General features: G+C 63.6%; 20 protein-coding genes. 4 read left to right on the top strand and 16 right to left on the bottom strand.

Translation table 11 applies throughout. The features are described from left to right. Window positions 1-126: 126 nt before the first annotated feature. The 16 genes from AC1D2G_RS12250 to AC1D2G_RS12175 form a co-directional block, all read right to left on the bottom strand. Window positions 127-1,194: a flagellin N-terminal helical domain-containing protein gene (locus AC1D2G_RS12250; protein ID WP_477228051.1), complete on the bottom strand. Its 1,068-nt coding sequence runs from the start codon at window positions 1,192-1,194 to the stop codon at window positions 127-129. 279 nt (window positions 1,195-1,473) lie between these two features. Continuing rightward, window positions 1,474-2,475 carry a flagellin N-terminal helical domain-containing protein gene (locus AC1D2G_RS12245; RefSeq protein WP_095084515.1) on the bottom strand — a complete coding sequence of 334 codons (1,002 nt, stop codon included), beginning with the start codon at window positions 2,473-2,475 and terminating at the stop codon, window positions 1,474-1,476. Between the two features lie 232 nt (window positions 2,476-2,707). Next, entirely contained in the window at window positions 2,708-3,439 is a 732-nt protein-coding gene (gene fliP, locus AC1D2G_RS12240) for a flagellar type III secretion system pore protein FliP (protein ID WP_095084514.1), read from the bottom strand. Further along, complete coding sequence (locus tag AC1D2G_RS12235) at window positions 3,436-3,930, bottom strand: flagellar basal body-associated FliL family protein (RefSeq protein ID WP_477395410.1); 495 nt, start codon at window positions 3,928-3,930, stop codon at window positions 3,436-3,438. Before AC1D2G_RS12235 ends, fliP begins: the two co-directional genes overlap by 4 nt. A gap of 19 nt (window positions 3,931-3,949) precedes the next feature. Then, window positions 3,950-4,657, bottom strand: coding sequence for a flagellar basal body L-ring protein FlgH (gene flgH / locus AC1D2G_RS12230; RefSeq protein ID WP_477306647.1), 708 nt, complete (start codon window positions 4,655-4,657; stop codon window positions 3,950-3,952). Further along, entirely contained in the window at window positions 4,654-5,238 is a 585-nt protein-coding gene (locus AC1D2G_RS12225; RefSeq protein WP_477306649.1) for a MotE family protein, read from the bottom strand. The genes flgH and AC1D2G_RS12225 overlap by 4 nt, the downstream gene beginning before the upstream one ends. A 3-nt stretch (window positions 5,239-5,241) precedes the next feature. Further along, window positions 5,242-6,483 (bottom strand): flagellar basal body P-ring protein FlgI, encoded by a 1,242-nt coding sequence (locus tag AC1D2G_RS12220; protein WP_457151594.1) that lies wholly within the window; start codon window positions 6,481-6,483, stop codon window positions 5,242-5,244. Further along, window positions 6,480-7,016 carry a flagellar basal body P-ring formation chaperone FlgA gene (gene flgA / locus AC1D2G_RS12215; RefSeq protein ID WP_477414213.1) on the bottom strand — a complete coding sequence of 179 codons (537 nt, stop codon included), beginning with the start codon at window positions 7,014-7,016 and terminating at the stop codon, window positions 6,480-6,482. Before flgA ends, AC1D2G_RS12220 begins: the two co-directional genes overlap by 4 nt. Window positions 7,017-7,021: 5 nt before the next feature. Beyond that, window positions 7,022-7,810, bottom strand: coding sequence for a flagellar basal-body rod protein FlgG (flgG, locus tag AC1D2G_RS12210; protein ID WP_095084509.1), 789 nt, complete (start codon window positions 7,808-7,810; stop codon window positions 7,022-7,024). A gap of 11 nt (window positions 7,811-7,821) precedes the next feature. After that, complete coding sequence (gene fliE, locus AC1D2G_RS12205) at window positions 7,822-8,148, bottom strand: flagellar hook-basal body complex protein FliE (RefSeq protein ID WP_477414211.1); 327 nt, start codon at window positions 8,146-8,148, stop codon at window positions 7,822-7,824. Beyond that, complete coding sequence (gene flgC / locus AC1D2G_RS12200) at window positions 8,148-8,564, bottom strand: flagellar basal body rod protein FlgC (protein ID WP_095084507.1); 417 nt, start codon at window positions 8,562-8,564, stop codon at window positions 8,148-8,150. The genes fliE and flgC overlap by 1 nt, the downstream gene beginning before the upstream one ends. 2 nt (window positions 8,565-8,566) lie before the next feature. Further along, window positions 8,567-8,947 carry a flagellar basal body rod protein FlgB gene (gene flgB, locus AC1D2G_RS12195; RefSeq protein WP_477414209.1) on the bottom strand — a complete coding sequence of 127 codons (381 nt, stop codon included), beginning with the start codon at window positions 8,945-8,947 and terminating at the stop codon, window positions 8,567-8,569. An 83-nt stretch (window positions 8,948-9,030) separates the two neighbouring features. After that, complete coding sequence (locus tag AC1D2G_RS12190; RefSeq protein WP_477414207.1) at window positions 9,031-9,900, bottom strand: hypothetical protein; 870 nt, start codon at window positions 9,898-9,900, stop codon at window positions 9,031-9,033. Continuing rightward, window positions 9,881-11,299, bottom strand: coding sequence for a flagellar protein export ATPase FliI (gene fliI / locus AC1D2G_RS12185; protein WP_477414205.1), 1,419 nt, complete (start codon window positions 11,297-11,299; stop codon window positions 9,881-9,883). Before fliI ends, AC1D2G_RS12190 begins: the two co-directional genes overlap by 20 nt. Window positions 11,300-11,302: 3 nt before the next feature. Next, window positions 11,303-12,025: a flagellar basal-body rod protein FlgF gene (gene flgF, locus AC1D2G_RS12180; RefSeq protein ID WP_477414203.1), complete on the bottom strand. Its 723-nt coding sequence runs from the start codon at window positions 12,023-12,025 to the stop codon at window positions 11,303-11,305. 7 nt (window positions 12,026-12,032) lie between these two features. Further along, window positions 12,033-13,154, bottom strand: coding sequence for a DUF1217 domain-containing protein (locus tag AC1D2G_RS12175; protein ID WP_477414201.1), 1,122 nt, complete (start codon window positions 13,152-13,154; stop codon window positions 12,033-12,035). 147 nt (window positions 13,155-13,301) lie between these two features. Here AC1D2G_RS12175 and motA point away from each other — a divergent pair, with 147 nt between their 5' ends. Genes motA through AC1D2G_RS12155 form a run of 4 tightly spaced genes read left to right on the top strand, consistent with a single transcriptional unit; the run spans window position 13,302 to window position 16,615 of the window. Further along, window positions 13,302-14,177: a flagellar motor stator protein MotA gene (gene motA, locus AC1D2G_RS12170; protein ID WP_095084502.1), complete on the top strand. Its 876-nt coding sequence runs from the start codon at window positions 13,302-13,304 to the stop codon at window positions 14,175-14,177. A gap of 32 nt (window positions 14,178-14,209) precedes the next feature. Beyond that, a complete protein-coding gene (locus AC1D2G_RS12165; RefSeq protein ID WP_477414199.1) occupies window positions 14,210-15,157 on the top strand; it encodes a FliM/FliN family flagellar motor switch protein in 948 nt (315 codons plus the stop codon). 17 nt (window positions 15,158-15,174) lie between these two features. Next, window positions 15,175-15,561 carry a flagellar motor switch protein FliN gene (gene fliN, locus AC1D2G_RS12160; RefSeq protein ID WP_184876493.1) on the top strand — a complete coding sequence of 129 codons (387 nt, stop codon included), beginning with the start codon at window positions 15,175-15,177 and terminating at the stop codon, window positions 15,559-15,561. 43 nt (window positions 15,562-15,604) lie between these two features. Further along, a complete protein-coding gene (locus AC1D2G_RS12155) occupies window positions 15,605-16,615 on the top strand; it encodes a flagellar motor switch protein FliG (RefSeq protein ID WP_457151605.1) in 1,011 nt (336 codons plus the stop codon). Window position 16,616: the final 1 nt, after the last annotated feature.

Below are 16,616 nucleotides of genomic sequence, written 5' to 3'. Positions count from 1 at the left end.
ACTCCCAGCATGACTGTCCGCCGGAACAGTAGTCTTCGAAGCTTGTGCGAAAATGAAATCGGGCCGCGCTTGTGGCGCGGCCCGTCAATCGGAGTGTGAAAAGGACGGTGCCGGTGGCGCCCGCGACTAGTTCTTGAACAGCGACAGGATGCTCTGCGAAGCGCTGTTGGCGATCGACAGCGACTGGATGCCGAGCTGCTGCTGAACCTGCAGCGCCTGGAGCCGGGTCGATTCCTTGTTCATGTCGGCATCGACGAGCTGGCCGACACCACGGTCGATGGAGTCCATCAGGCTCTGGGTGAAGGTCTTCTGCAGGTCGATGCTGCTCTTGGCCGAACCGAGGATGGTTGCGGAATCGGTCAACTGCGCCATGACCTTGTCGATCCTGGTCACCATCTGGGTGATGATGTCGTCGGTTACGCCGGCCGCGGTGATGTCGAGGTTGTAGGCGGAGATATTGTCGACCTTGGGGACGACCGCTCCCGCCGCCGCCTGGCCAGCAGTATTTGCCGCGATGTCCGTTGCTCCGCCAGCGAGTGCGGTCGCATAGGCGTTGTCATACAGGGTCTGGGCGGCTCCCGTGGCATAAATCGAAGTCTGGCGATCGAGGGTGCCGCGATTTTTGACCTCGGTGGCAAGGCCGTAGTCGAAAAGCTTGGTGCCCTCGACATCGATGTCGATCGTTCCGATCGAGACGGCGCCCGACGAGGAGCGATTGAACGAGGACACGATCTGGGAGTCGGCCTGGACGCCATCATTGGGGACGGCAGTCTGCTTGGAGGTTACCGCAAGGAAGTTCGAGCCTGAGAAGGTCGCCGCATCGGCAAAGGACTTCATCTGCGCCTGAAGCGCATTGATCTCGGTCTGGGTTTTCGCCTTGGCGGCATCCGTCTGGCCGACGGTCGAAAGCAGCTTGGTCTTGATCTGGCCGATCGTGGTCAGCACATTGTTCATGCCGGTGTAGGCGGTGTCGACTTTCGAGGCGCCGAGGCCGAGTGCATCCTGCACCGTCGACAGGGCCGAGTTGTCCGAGCGCATCGTGGTGGCGATCGACCAGTAGGCGGCGTTGTCCGAGGCCTGCGAGACCCGATAGCCCGTCGAGATGCGAGCCTGCGTCTGTTCGAGTGACTTGTTGGTGGCGCTGAGGCTTTGAAGTGCGGTTAACGCCGCAGCGTTTGTCATGATGCTCGCCAAGAAAGTCGCTCCTTCTCAAAAACCGACATGCTCAGACATGCCGGACAGGCCTGTTCAACGGGTGGCATCGTGCCGGTCGGACCGATTCGCCAACGGTCGTAAGCTATTGGTTAACCATAACTAGCGCGGCATGGTTAACAGCCTGTTAAAAGCTGGCCTTTGAGAGTTAAGGAACGAGCATTGTGCGAGGCTTGCAAGGGCAAGTCGAGCAAACGCAAATCGGGCCGCGCTTTTGGCGCGGCCCGATGTTTAGTGCGAACTGTGATCAGGCGAAGGTGATTAGCCGCGGAAGAGCGACAGGATCGACTGCGACGAACCGTTGGCGATCGACAGCGCCTGGACGCCGAGCTGCTGCTGGACCTGCAGGGCCTGCAGACGGGTCGATTCCTTGTTCATGTCGGCATCGACGAGCTGGCCGACACCGCGATCGATGGAGTCCATCAGGTCGGAGGTGAAGGTCTTCTGCAGGTCGATACTGCTCTTGGCGGCGCCGAGCGTGGTGGCGGCGTTGGTCATGTCGGCGAGCGCGGAGTCGATGACGGTCATCATCTGCTTGATCTGATCGTCGCCCGCGGCTTTGCCCGTTGCGGTGTCGAAGATCTTCAGGCTGGCGGCTGAGTAGGTGTCGGTGGCCGTTGCGGCGGCGCCCAGGGTCACGGCAACGGCCGTGAGGGTGGCCACACCGGTGGAGCCCGTGCGCTGCGAGTCCAGGATGCCCTTGTTGAGTGTCGCGGTGGTACCAGCTTCATAGAGCTTGATGTTTTCCACCTTGACGTCGATCGTCGAGATCGAAGACGCACCGGCGGCGTCACGGTTGAAGGCCGAAAGGATCTTCACATCGGCCGCTGTCGTGGCTGTTGCGCCGCTGTCTACGGACAGCATGTTGGTGCCTGAGAAGGTGGCGCCGGTGGCAAAGGACTTCATCTGGTCCTGAAGGGCGGCGATTTCGACCTGGGTCTTTTCCTTCGAGGCGTCCGTCTGGCCGTAGGATGCCAGCAGCTTGGCCTTGATCTGGTTGATGGTGGAGATCGCGCTGTTCATGCCGGTGTAGGCGGTGTCGACCTTCGAAGCGCCGAGGCCGAGTGCGTCCGAAACCGTGGACATTGCCTGGTTGTCAGAGCGCATCGTGGTGGCGATCGACCAATAGGCGGCGTTGTCCGAGGCCTGCGAAACGCGGTAACCGGTCGAGATGCGGGCCTGGGTGTCCTGGAGGGATTTGCTGGTGGCGTTAAGGCTCTGCAGAGCCGTCAACGCGGCGGAGTTCGTCATGATGCTGGACATGGTACTCGTACCTTGATTTTACAGGTTTTTTTTGACATACCGGGTCTCCCGGTATGACGGTGCGGCATCATGCCAATGATCTTCGAAATCGATCACCCGCCATCTGCGAGCGAATATGCGGGCAAGTCCCTACCAAAGGGCTAAACCGGACGGTTAATCGAAAATATATTGCTTGAATTCTGCGCTGGGGAACCGCGATAGCGACCAGCCGCCAGGGATTAGCTGCAAGCGCTCAGTTGAAGGAGCGCACCAGGCTGCCGACAAGCAGGTTCCAGCCGTCGATCAGGACGAAGAACAGGATCTTGAACGGCAGCGACACCACTGTCGGCGGCAGCATCATCATGCCCATTGCCATGGTGATGGTGGCGACGATCAGGTCGATGACCAGGAATGGCAGCACGATCAGGAAGCCGATCTCGAAGCCGCGCCGGATTTCCGAGATCATGAAGGCGGGCACCAGGATGCGCAGGTCGACGGTGTCGCGCGAAACGGTCTGGCCGCGCTCGCGGGCGAGATCGGCGAAGAGGTCGAAATCCTTGTCGCGCACATTGCGCAACATGAAGGTGCGGAATGGATCCGAAATCTTGTCGAAGGCTACGGTCTGGGTGATCTGGTTGTCCATCAGCGGTTTGACGCCGGTGTTCCAGGCCTGATCGAAGGTCGGCGCCATGACATAGAAGGTCATGAACAGCGACAGTGAAATGAGAATGAGGTTGGCGGGCGTCGACTGCAGGCCGATGCCGGCGCGCAGGATCGAGAAGGCGATGACGAAACGGGTGAAGCTCGTCACCATGATCAGCAAGCCCGGCGCCACCGACAGCACCGTCAGCAAGCCGAACATCTGGATGATGTAGCCGACGGTGGTGCCATCGGCCTTGCCGATGCCACCGAGGTCGAGTTGCTGCGCCGCCGCGACGGAGGTGGCGGCGGCGATCATCGCCGTGGCGAGAAGGAACTTTCTCATTCGAGCAGCAATGTCCTGATAAGAATCTGCTTGGCGTGACCCTGGCTGCGGATCGAGGCGCGTTCCTCGAGATCGGCCTTCAGGTGCTGGTAACCGCTGGCACCCTCGATCTGATGCATCTTCAAGGTGCGCACCAGGGCCAGAAGGTCCTGGTGGATGTCATCCGTCATGGACTGGGGCTGCGGCCCGTCATAGACGACGGACGCTTCCATTCTGATCCAGGTATCGGCAGGCGAGGCGATGTTGGTGGTGATCGGCGCCAGCACGACGAGCGTCGGCCCCACGCCTGGCTCACCGGCCGCGGCGGGCTGTGCGGTCTTGCCTTCGTTCTCGGGCGCGACCGGCACCGACGCCGGTGCCCCGACGCCCTTGAGATAGCCGCCGGACATCCAGCCCATGCCGATGGCGGCTGCGGTCACAACAAGCAGCATGACGGCCTGGATGGCAAAGGAGGGACCCTTGCGCGGCTGGACCTGTTCGACGTTTGCCACGGTGCCGTGTTCCCCAATCCTAGAACGGAAGGACCTGGTCGAGAATCTGCTGGCCGTAGGCAGGTTGCTGGACCTCGGTGATACGGCCGCGCCCGCCGTAGGAGATGCGTGCTTCGGCAATGCGTTCGTAGGGAATGGTGTTCTCCGCGCCGATATCGGCCGGCCGCACGATACCGGCGAGGGTCAACACCCTGAGCTCGGCATTGACGCGCACTTCCTGCGATCCCGTGATCATCAAATTGCCGTTCGGCAGGACATCGGTGACGATGGCCGCGACATTGAGTTCAAGCGTTTCCGAGCGCTTGATCTCGCCGTCGGCCGTCGTGTCCGTGGTGGAGCTGAGAGCGCCGGCGCCCTTGCCGGCGGTGCTCCAGTTGTCCCATTGCGCGCTGAGGTCGTAGCCGAGCTTGCGGTTGGCGGTGCGGCTCCGGTCGTTCTGGTTCTTGAAGTTGGCCCTGTCGTTGATCTTGATCTTGACGGTCAGGATGTCGCCCTGCGACAGCGCCCGCGGGTCGGTGAACAGCCGGCTCTGGCGGTCATCCCACAAGGAGAATTTCTTGACCGGCGTGGGCGGCGTTTGCGGATAGCGATAGAGGGACGAGGTGTTGCCGCCGTCGATGCCGGAGCCGACCGGGGACAAGGCCGGCTCCTTGCCGACCTCCTTCAGGTTGGTCCCGCAACCGGACAGCCCGGCGACCGCGCACACGACGAGCAACTTGCGGATCATGACGGATCTACCCTTCGGGCTGCGCTGGCCATGATGCCGGTGAGCGTTGCCGCCGCCTTCTGGTCCATTTCGTTGAGGATGACGCTCGCCTTGCGTGAATCGAGCTTCATCAATATGGCCGCCGCCAGGTCGGCATTGACGATGGCCAGCCGCTCGGCGGCGGCGTCGGGCTTCATGCCGGCATAGATCTGGACGACGCCGTCCTCGGCGCGGGCCAGGAAAACCTCGCGCCGCTTCAACCAGGTCTCGTATTCGGCCCGCTTCTCCTCCAGCGCCTTCATGCGCTGGTCGATGCCGGCCTGCAGCTGCTTCATCTCTTCCGCCTGCAAGGCATAGCGGCGGTCGCGGGCAGCGTCGGCGATGTTGGAGCAGAAGCGCTCGATCTCGCTTTGATCAGGCGCCTTTTCCCGTGTCAATTGCTGCGGTGGCTCGGCCGCCGGCGCGCCCGGCAGGACCTGGCGAACCGTTTCTTCGCCGCGCGCCGTGCCGGCGGCTAAGGACATGGCGACAACACTGGCCGCGAACAGGATTGCGGCGGCGCGGCGTCTTTCTTGGCGTGAGAGGGAGCGCGTCATCGGCATCGCCTATTGCAGAACCAGGTCGGCCTGCAGGGCGCCGGCCGACTTGATGCCCTGCAGAATGGCAATGATTCCGTCCGGCTTGACGCCGAGACGGTTGAGGCCGGAAACGAGCGTTTCGAGATCGGGTCCGTCAAGCACGGCGACGCGGGCATCGGGCCGGCTGGCGTCGATCGCGGTGAACGGCTCGACGGCCGTCTCGCCCCTGGAGAAAGGCTCGGGCTGGACGATGCGCGGCGCTTCGGTGATGCGCACGGTGAGCGTGCCGTGGCTGATGGCAACCCGCGAGATCTTGACGTCGTTGCCGATGACGATGGTGCCGGTGCGCTCGTCGATGACGACGCGGGCAGGGGTGTCGGATTCGACCACCAGGTTTTCGATCTCGGCATAGAAGCGGGCCGCCGAAACACCCTTCGGCCTCCTGATCTGCACGGTGCGGGAATCGCGCTCGGCCGCAACTCGCGCGCCGAAGCGCTGGCTGGTGTAGTCGTTGATGGCGTCGGCGATGCGAATGGCGGTCGAGAAATCGGGGTTGCGCAATTGCAGGGTCAGCGTCGCCTGATCGTCGAACTCGGCCTGGACCGCGCGCTCGACGATGGCGCCGTTCGGCACACGGCCGGAAGTCGGCACGCCTTGCGTCAGCTGCTCGGCCTGTCCCTTGGCGGTGAAGCCGGAAACGATGACCGAGCCCTGGCCGACGGCATAGATCTCGCCGTCAGCCGCCTTCAAAGGCGTCATGATCAGCGTGCCGCCGGCGAGCGAGGTGGCGTCGCCCATCGAGGAGACGTCGATGTCGATGCGGGCGCCCGACTGCACGTAGGGCGGCATGTTGGCGGTGACGATGACGGCGGCGACATTTTTGGCGCGTGCGCTGCCGCCCTCGGTGGCGATGCCGAGATTTTCGAGCATGGCGCGGATCGATTGTTCGGTGAACGGAGAGTTGCGCAGGCTGTCGCCCGACCCGGCAAGCCCGATGACCAGGCCGTAGCCGACCAGTTGGTTGTCGCGCGAACTCTGCAGCTGGGCGATGTCCTTGATGCGCGAGGCGACCTGGCCCGGCGGCAGCGAACTCGGCCCCGACGAAACCCGGAACATGCGGCTGGTGGTGGCCGGATTGTATTCGGGATCGTCGTAGACGCCGCCATTCTTGGCGGCGAGTTCGCGCTTGGCCTTGGGCGTCAGGCCGTCGGCCAGCGCCGGCTGCAGGCCGAGCACGGCTGCCAGGATCAGAGCAAGTCCGCGCGTCATGAAGCGCTGACCTGGATGGTCCCATCCGCCATCACCGTGCCGGACAGGATCTTGCCGCTGTCGACGTTGCGGACCTTGACAAGGTCGCCGGCGGAACCCGGCTGCAACGTCACCGCGGTGGCCGAGATCGTCAATCCGCCGGCGATGAAGAAGACCTGCACGGACGCACCCTGTTCGACCAGCCAGGCCTCACGGACGGCGGCGGAGGGGATGTAGCGGCCGGGAAGAAGCGTGCGCTTGGCGACCTTGCCGTCGAGTTCCTCGGCCCGGGTGGCGACCGCGTCCGGCTTGTGCTTGCCGGCGATCAGGGTCACGCGCTTGAGCGCGCCAAGCTCGATGGTCTCGCCGGGATAGATGACCCGGTTGGGGATCAACACAACCTCGCCGGCAGGTTGGTTGCTGGCGATCTGAGTGGCCGACTGGTCCGCCGATTGATCTGCCGATTCCTGGGCGAAAGCCGGCATGCAGCCGGCCACCAGCGTAAGGACAAGCGCGGTGCGGCGGAATGCGGAGCAGGAGATCGGCATGGCCATCATCCCTACCTGATGTTCTTGGAAACGACCGAGGCCATGTCGTCGGCGGCCTGGATGACCTTGGAGTTCATTTCATAGGCGCGCTGCGCTGAGATCAGCTCGGTGATTTCCTTGACCGGGTCGACGTTGGAGGCCTCGAGATAGCCCTGCTGGATGGTGGCAAAGCCGGGATCGCCCGGCACGCCGACATTCGCCGGCCCGGAAGCCGTGGTTTCCTGGAACAGATTGTCGCCGAGCGGGGCGAGACCCGCTTCGTTGGCGAAATTGGCGATCTGGATCTGGCCGAGGTTCTGCAGGTCAGCCTGGCCATCGATGCGGGCGAAGACCTGGCCGGTCTTGTTGACGATAACCTCAACGGCGTCGGTGGGAACGGTGATTGCCGGAATGACACTGGCGCCGTCCACCGTCACCAGCTGTCCGGTGGCGTTGGTGTTGAGGGCGCCGGCGCGGCTGTAGAGCGTGCCGCCGTCGGCGCCTTCGATCTGGAACCAGCCCCTGCCGGTCAGCGCCAGGTCGAAACTGTTTCCGGTGCTGGTCAGTTCGCCCTGGGTGTGGACGTTGCGCACGGCCGTCGTCTTGACGCCGAGGCCGATCGAGACGCCCTCCGGCACCAGCGAGGTATTGGAGCGGTTGGGCACGCCCTGCGTGCGGTCGACCTGGTACAGCAGGTCGGAGAATTCGGCGCGTGCGCGCTTGTAGCCGGTGGTGTTGATGTTGGCGATGTTGTTGGCGATGACTTCCAGGTTTGTCTGCTGGGCATTCATGCCAGTGGCGGCGATGGCGAGTGCTTTCATGGCGGAGTTCCTCAGATGCCCATTCGACTGACTTCGAGATAGGCGGAAACCACCTTGTCGCGGATGGCGACGGCAGTCTGCAGCGCCTGCTGCGCGCTCATCACGGCGTCGACCACCTGACGGGTGTCGGCGTCGCCCTTGAGCGCCTGCACCGATACCTGCTCGGCATTCTCCATCGTGCTGACGGTCTTGGAGGCCGCCTGGCTCAGCGCCTCGGCGAAGGAGGTGCCGATATTGCCGCCGGCCGAGGGTGTCGCGCCGCCCTGGAGCAGGCTTGTCACCGTGTCGTCGCCGCCGACCGAGGATTTGAACTGAAGGGCTCCGATACCGCTGATCATTACTGGTTCCTCATCAGGTCGATGGTCATGGAAATCAGGTCGCGCGCCTGCTTGACGACCTGGAGATTGGCTTCGTAGGAACGGTTGGCCTCGGTCATGTCGGCCATTTCGATCAGCACGTTGACGTTGGGCATCTTGACATAGCCCTTGTCGTCGGCGGCCTCGTTGCCGGGTTGGAACTCGACAGGAAAGTCGCTTGGATCGCGATCGATCGAGTTCACTTCGACCGTCGAGCTGCCGGAGGTCCGGTCGAGCTCGGAGACGAAGCTGATGGTCTTGCGGCGATAGGGATCGGACCCTGGCGTCGTGCCGGTCGACTGGGCGTTGGCCAGGTTTTCCGAAACCACACGCAAGCGCTCCGATTGGGCGCCGAGGCCGGATGCTGCGACTTTGAGGGCTGAGATCAGCGCGTCCATGGTCAGCTCTTCACCGCCATCATCATCATCGAATGGAACGCCTTGACGATCGCCGTGTTGAGCTCGAAGGAGCGGCGCACTTCGCCGGCCTTCATCAGCTGATCTTCCAGCACGACCGAGTTCTTGGACGGCATCATAACGCCGTCATCTTCCTGCGGCTTGACGGTGAAGCCGGCATTGGTCGCGGCGTTGCCGAGATGGCCGGCCTGCGTGGCCTGCAGCGACACCGCGGTGCGGTCGAGCACTTTTTCGAACGGCTCGACATCGTTTGCCGTGTAGCCCGGCGTGTTGGCGTTGGCGATGTTGCCGGCAATAGCGGACTGGCGCACGGCAAGCCATTGCGCTTGCTTGGCGGCGAGATCGAAAAGGGAAACGGGCTCCATGGGAATCTCCGGGCGGGTTCCCGAAGACTAGGCCGCCAGTCTTGCGCGGACCTTGCGGATGACCGGACGCCCGAGACGGGGCGTTACCTGGAGAGTTCGATCACCTGGTCGGTGCTGGTGACCATGACCCATTTGCCGTTGCGCTGCTCGATGGAAGACACCTGGCTGGAGTCGGGCAATATCGAGCCCCGCTGGACGATCCATAGTCCGGCATCGTCCTCGATCATGGCGCGGCCGTTGGCGACATGAACCATGCGGAATTTCGCGGCGTCGGCCGGGAAGGGTTGCTCGTCGGGCGCAGGCGCGGGATTGGCGTCATCCTGCACCGTTCCCGTGGCAAACAGATCGAGATTGGCCGCCGGAACGTCCTTTACCGTCAGCGGCGCGCTGCGTTCGGCGACCACGCCGCCGCCCGCCCGTCCCGAATTGGTGCCGGTGCCGCCGAACTTGATCGCCTGGACGCCAAACTGTTCCTGGTTGAAGAAGATGTACCAGGGAAACAGGGCGCAGATCAGCCCTAGTGTAAGGCCGAGCGCGGCAACGACGAAATCGCTGCGGCGGTCAGACTGTTTTTTCAGCCTTGGAAACTGTGCCTTTGGCGGCTGTGGCCATTCGGTGCGGGGGAACAGGCCGTCGATCAGCGACTCGCGGCTGGCTTGGGTCATCTCGCCAGCCTCCGCCTGGGGATCCCTGGGCAGGGCGAGCTCAGCAGCCTTGGACCGAACAGGCTCGGCTTTGGCAGCCCTGGGCAGAATTGGCTTAGCAGCCCTGGGCAGGATTGGCTTGGCGGCCCGGGCTAGAACAGCCTCGGCTTTCGCTGCTATGGCGCGGGCAGCCTTTGCCTTGGCAAATCTGGCTTCGTCAGCCCTGGCTTGTTCCGCAGCGTTGGCCTCCGCGATCATTTCGCGCAGGATACGCTCGGTGTACTGGCGTTCAGTCTCCTGCATCGGCATTCAGCTTACCCTTCAGGTGACGGGCGAGATCGGAGAACGGTTCGGCGGACGGACGATCCTTGGGCGATTGCGTCAGCGCCTCGTAGATCAGCGGCACCTGGCGCACGGCAATGTCGAGCTCGGCGTCGACGCCGCCCTGATAGGCGCCCAGCAAACGGATGTCGCGCGTGTCCTCGAAGCGGGCGATCATCGACTTCAGCCTTGTCACCAGCGCGCGCTGTTCGGCGCTCCAGGCCTTGCCGGCAAGACGCGATATGGACGACAGCGGATTGACCGGCGGATAGCGGCCCTGTTCGGCGATCGCACGGTCGAGCACAACATGGCCGTCAAGGATGCCGCGCACGGAGTCGGCGACCGGGTCGTTGTGGTCGTCGCCGTCGACCAGCACGGAAATGATGGCGGTGATCGATCCCCTGCCTTCAACCCCGGGGCCTTCGGCGCCCGGTCCGGCGCGCTCGAGCAGCTTGGGCAGTTCGGTGAACACCGAAGCGGGATAGCCGCGGGCGACCGGCGGCTCGCCCGTTCCTGTCGCCACCTCGCGCAAGGCATGGGCGAAGCGGGTGATCGAATCCAGCACCAGAAGCACGCGGTGGCCCTGGTCGCGAAAATGCTCGGCGACGCGCATGGCGGTGTCCGGTGCACGCCGGCGCATCATGGCGCTCTCGTCGCTGGTGGCGACGACGGCGACGGTCTTGGCCATGCTGTCGCCGATCGTGTCCTCGAGGAATTCACGGACTTCACGGCCGCGTTCGCCGATCAGAGCCACGACCACGGTGTCGAAGGCGTCGGCGCCGGCAAGCATGGCGAGCAGCGTCGACTTGCCGACGCCGGAGCCGGCAAAGACACCGAGGCGCTGACCGAAACAAAGCGGCGTGAAGATGTCGATGACCTTGACGCCGGTCATGAAGGCGGTACCGACGCGCTGCCGCGCCATGGCGCCGGGCGTGGTCCGTGTGCCGATCGGCGTGTCGTCACCCCTGACGAGGGAGGGGCCGGCATCGATCGCCCTGGTGAGCGCGTCGATGGTGCGGCCGCGCCATGAGGCGTGCGGCGCCACCGCCAGCGGACCGCGGCGGAACACTGCATCGCCGATGCCGGCATCGGCGCTGCGTTCGAAGGGTGCCACGACGACCTCGTCACGGCTGATCTTGACGATCTCGCCACGGCGTGCGCCGGCATGGCCGCGCTGTTCGACGATGTCGCCGAGCCTGGCGAAGTCGGAAAGGCCGCGCACCTTGTAGTGCGTGGACGTGACTTCGACGACGCGTCCGCCGCGCTTGAGCAGCGCTTCGGTGCCGGCGAATCGTCGCCATACCCGTTCCAGCGCGGCAAGCCGGTCTTCCGGAGCCGGCTGGAGCTGTCTTTCGGGTGCGCGCAGGGATGGCTGGTCGAGCGACATGGACTATTTCGAGCCGAGCGTCTTGATCGCCTCGTCGGTGGAGGAGTCGGTCTGCCGCATCAGGGCCGCGGTGTTTTCGAACGCGCGCTGCACCTGGATCAGCCGGGTGATCTCCAGCACCGGATTGACGTTGGATTCTTCGAGAAAACCCTGGGCGATGCCGGTATCGGAGCGATCGGTGACCGGCTCCGGCGTGCGCGCCGGAATGATGCCGGAATTGCCGTAGCGGACGAAATTCTCGCCGGGATCGAAATTGTAGAGGCCGATGGAGCCGACAAGCTGATCGTTCTGACGCAGCGAACCGTCGGCCCCGGCCTTGGGCGGACCGTTGCGGGGGTCGAGCTGTATCGGCGCACCGCCGGCATCGAGCACCGGGTGGCCCTCGATCGACATCAGCTCGCCATTCTCGTTCATCGAAAAGCGCCCGTCGCGGGTCATGACGGTGCCGACCGGCGTATCGATGGCGAACCAGGCATCGCCCTGGATGGCGAAATCGAACGGATTTCCGGTCTCGGTCAAGGCGCCGTGCGCGCCGGAAAGATAGGTCTTGCCCGAAGACGCGAAGGATACCGACTTCGGCCCGGTGCCGGAGACGACATCCTCGAATTTCACGCCGGTGGCGCGAAAGCCGATCGTCGAGGCATTGGCGACGTTGTCGGCGATCGTGTCGAGGCGACGCTCGAGCGCGATCTGCGAGGAAAGGGCGACGTACAGGCTGTCCCGCATGATGGTCTCAGAACCTCAATTTCTGCATGGCCATCATCAGGTCGGTGGAGATGCCGACCGTGATCGGCTGGGCAAACAGCACGCTGGCCGAGCTGACCGCCGATGAGGTCGGGTTGTTTATCTCGTACATGCTGGTGAAGCGGGTCAGGAACTTGCCGAGCTTCTCGGGATCGGTGAAGTCCGAGATGTCGAGTTTCTGCTCGAACAGCTGCGCCTGCTTGTCGATGTTGGCGGTGGCGAAGGAATCGGGCAGCCCGAGCGCGGTGCGCACGACGCTGGCAAGGGCTGTGTCGGCCAGCACGTCATACCAGCTGGTGATGGTCGGCGCCTTGCGATCGAAATAAAGCGCCAGCCGCACACCCTGGTTGGTGTTGCCGGCATCCTCTTCCAGCGTCTGGCGCATGTACTTGTCGACGGTCGGCTGCTGCGCCGAAACGATGGTGGTGGCATTCTCACCATTGGCTTCGAAATTGAAGGCCGAGGCGAGTGCTGCGTAGGTCTTGTCCGTCATCTTGTTGGCGACGCTGTCGGGGTCGCGGACGCCGCCCTGCAGAACCCGCTTGATGAGATCCTTGTCCTGCGTCGCCGCATCGAGGCCGAATGACGCGAGCGCGTAGGTGTAGAGCCGGTTGTTCGACATCAGGTCGTCGATCGACTTCACCTTGGTGATGTTGGCGAGATAATATGTCGTCTCACCCTTCACATAGGCGGAGTTCGGATCGAGGCCGGCGATTGCCGCCTGCGTGGCGTAATTCTTGGTCACCATCTGCTGCGTCTTGTTGTAGATGGTCGCATCGGCGCCGTTGGCGGCGAAGTTGAAGGCGCTGACGAACTCGGCGTAGCGCTTGTCGGTCAACTTGTTGGCAAAGCTGTTGGGATCGGAGACGCCTTCCTTCAACGCCTTGACCATGAAGGCCTTGGCGTAGTCCATGTTCTCGAGCCCGTAGGCCTTCATGGCATATTTGAACAACCGATCATTGTTGACGAAATCGTCGATCGATTTCACCTTGGTGATGTTGGCGAGATAATATTTGGTATCGCGGTCGACCACGGGCTGCTGCTCGATCCTGTCGAGCGACTTCGAAATGTCCTTGGTGATGAGCTGGTAGCTGGTAAAGGTATTAAGCAAAGACGTGCCTCCGGCCGAAGCTATGCCGGCACAATACCCCCACTTCCTTGCGCGAAACTGAATCGAATCCAGCGGCCTGGATTCAAGCCTCACACAAGGCACGAGGGCTATCCCTTGCTTCCGAAGTGAAATGCGGAAGGACCTGTTGTGGGCATTCTGATTGGACTGGTGGTAACGCTCGGCTGCGTGCTTGGCGGCTTCATGGCCATGGGTGGCCATCTTCATGTTCTGGTCCAGCCGTGGGAAGCCGTGGTCATCTGCGGCGCCGCGTTCGGCACGTTTCTGGTCGCCAATCCGATGAAGACGGTCAAGGATACCGGCAAGGCCATCCTCGAGGCGTTCAAGCAGGCGGTGCCGAAGGAGCAGAACTACCTCGAAACGCTCGGCGTGCTGCACAGCCTGATGCGCGAGCTGCGCTCAAAATCGCGCAGCGAGGTCGAGGCGCATATCGACAATCCGGAGGAATCGGCGATCTTCCAGGCCTTTCCGACCGTGCTCAAGAACCACGATTTGATGAATTTCATTTGCGATTACTGCCGCATCATCATCATCGGCAATGCCCGCTCGCACGAGATCGAGGCGCTGATGGACGAGGAAATCCAGACCATCAAGTCCGACAAGATGAAGGCTTATCACGCGATGGTGGCGGTCGGCGACGGCCTGCCCGCGCTCGGCATCGTCGCCGCCGTGCTTGGCGTGGTCAAGGCGATGGGCGCGCTCGACCAGTCGCCGGAAATCCTCGGCGGCCTGATTGGCGCGGCCCTGGTCGGCACCTTCCTTGGCATCTTCCTGTCCTATGCGGTGGTCGGGCCGGTCGCCACCAAGATCAAGACCGTGCGCGAGAAGAACAACCGCCTCTACATCATCGTCAAGCAGACGCTGCTGGCCTACATGAACGGCGCACTGCCGCAGGTGGCGATCGAGTTTGGCCGCAAGACCATCTCGTCCTATGAGCGGCCGACGATCGACGCCGTCGAGCAGAGCACGATGAACACCGGCACCGCCGAGAAGAAGGCTGCCTGAACGATGCGCCAGAGATCGGTCCCAGCATTGTCATGACAAGCCCGGGAAGCCCCTCGGAAGCCCGCTCGCTGATCATCGAGCGCCTGGTCGGCGACAGCGGCGAGGCCGCCCAGGTCATCGGCACCGGCCGGGGCATGGCCGAGCGCGCCGCGCCGCTGCTGCAGAAGAGCCTGACCAGTGAGCTTGGCGTTCCGGTAACCGTCGATCTCAGGGCCGTCGAGATCAGCCGCGTCGCGGAGGCGCGCTCGCATGCCGGCGATACGTTTGCCATGACCATCGTCGCATCAGCCACGTCGTCCGATGCCATGACCCTGGTGATCGATGCGTCGGCGATCGCGATCACGGTCTGTACGTTGTTCGGCGGCGACCCGGAGATGCCGGCATCGCCGATCGAGCGCGATCTGTCGCAGATCGAGGTCGATGTCTCGACTATGGTGTTCCAGCAGGTCGCACAGGCCTTGAACGGATCCGGACGGCGCTCGCTCGATCTGCGCCTGCCCGTGTCGCGGGCGATGTCGGGCACCGAAGCAAAACGGCACGTGCTGCGCGACGGCGCTGCAGTCCGCATCGTCTTTGGCATCTCGACGCCGGCCGATAGCGGCACCGTCACGGTGACGATGCCGCAGCGTATCGTGCTGGCCAGCCGCGATAGCGCCGCCGGTGTCAGCCAGGACGATCACAGCGCCAGCTGGCGCGCGCGCTTTTCGGAAGAAGTGATGCGATCCACGGTGGCACTAGAGGCCACCATGCCGCTTGCACGACTGACGCTCGGCGACCTTGCCGATTTCGAAATCGGCCAGGTCATCGAATTCGAGGAAACGGCACAGTCGCAGGCGCGTCTCAGCGCGCGCGGCAAGACCCTGTTCGTATGCGAGTTCGGCAAACTGGGTCAGAATTACACCGTCCGAATCAGGCATCCCTACGATGCCGGGCAGGATTTTATCGACGGGCTGATGCCGGCTGCCGCCGGACGCGCCTGAGCATTTGGAGACGATTCATGGCCCAGACCAAGGCGGAAGCCGACCTCGACCAGCCCGACGAGCAGCTCGACCGCGCCATCGAAGAATTGCGCGGGGTCCTGCATGAAGAGGAGCAGCGCCCGGATGCGGCGTTCCGGGCCGCTTCCGGTGCCAATTCGAGCGTCATCATGAACATCCCCGTCGATGTCCAGATCATCCTCGGCAGCACCGAGATGCCGGTCTCCGACCTGATGGCGCTGCAGAAAGGTTCGACGGTGGCGCTCAACCGGCGCATCGGCGAACCTGTCGACGTCGTGGTCAACGGCCGCAAGATCGCACGCGGCGAGATCACCGTGCTGGAAAGCGATCCGTCGCGCTTCGGCATCAGGCTGACCGAAATCATCGCCGGCACGAAGGGCGCCTAGACATGGATTGCGGGGCTTGCCGGTGGCAGCGGAGGCGAGAGGCATGACGACGCCGGTGACCTTGACCCGCGCGCAGAAGGCGGCCGCCATACTGGTGGCGATGGGCAAGCCGTCGGCCAGCCGTCTCTTGAAATTCTTCAAGCAGGAAGAATTGAAGGCGCTGATCGAGGGCGCCCGGCTGCTGCGGACCATTCCGCAAAGCGATCTCGAGCGCATCGTCGCCGAGTTCGAAGCCGAGTTCACCGAAGGGGCGGGACTGCTCGATTCGGCCGACAGGATGGACACCATCCTCAATGAATCGCTCTCGCCCGAAGAGATGAGCGCGATCATGGGCGACAAGAAATTCGAAGTCGCGCCTGAAGCCCCGCTGCCGATCTGGCCCGAGCTCGAAAAGCTCGAACCGGCGCGGCTTGGCGCCTTCCTGGCCGGCGAACATCCGCAGACCGCGGCCATGGTGCTGTCGAAGCTGGCGCCGCAAGCGGCGGCGAGTGTGCTTCTGACGCTGACCAAGCCGACGCGCGGCGAAATCATCAAGCGCATGGTGACGATGGCCAATGTTCCGGACGCCGCCACCAGGATCGTCGAAAACCGGCTACGCAGCAGCGTGCTGACGGAAACCTCGACCAAGGACACGTCGGCCGGGCAGGCGCGCGTCGCCAGCGTTCTCAACGAACTGGACAAGCCGCTGCTCGAGGAGGTCATGCAGGACCTGGAAGCCGCCGGCACGCCCGATCTCGACGGCGTCCGCGCTCGCCTGTTCGCCTTCGACGATTTGCCGCTGCTGACCCAGAAAGCGCGGGTGCTGCTGTTCGACGGGCTGTCGACCGAACTGGTCACGCTGGCCTTGCGCGGCACTTCGGCCGCGCTTGCCGAGGCGGCGCTGTCGGCGATCGGCGCGCGGTCGCGGCGCATGATCGAAGCCGAGCTCGGACAAGGGTCGGAGGGCGTTGCCCTTGCCGACATCATGGCAGCGCGCAAGTCGATCGTGTCGACGACGATCCGGCTGTCGCGCGAAGGCGCCTTCGAACTTCCCTCGACCCAGAACGCCGCCTAAG

It is taken from the genome of Mesorhizobium sp. P2_C7, assembly GCF_056404515.1.
Note: the sequence above shows the minus strand (reverse complement) of the source record. Positions and strands in the feature narration are given on the sequence as shown.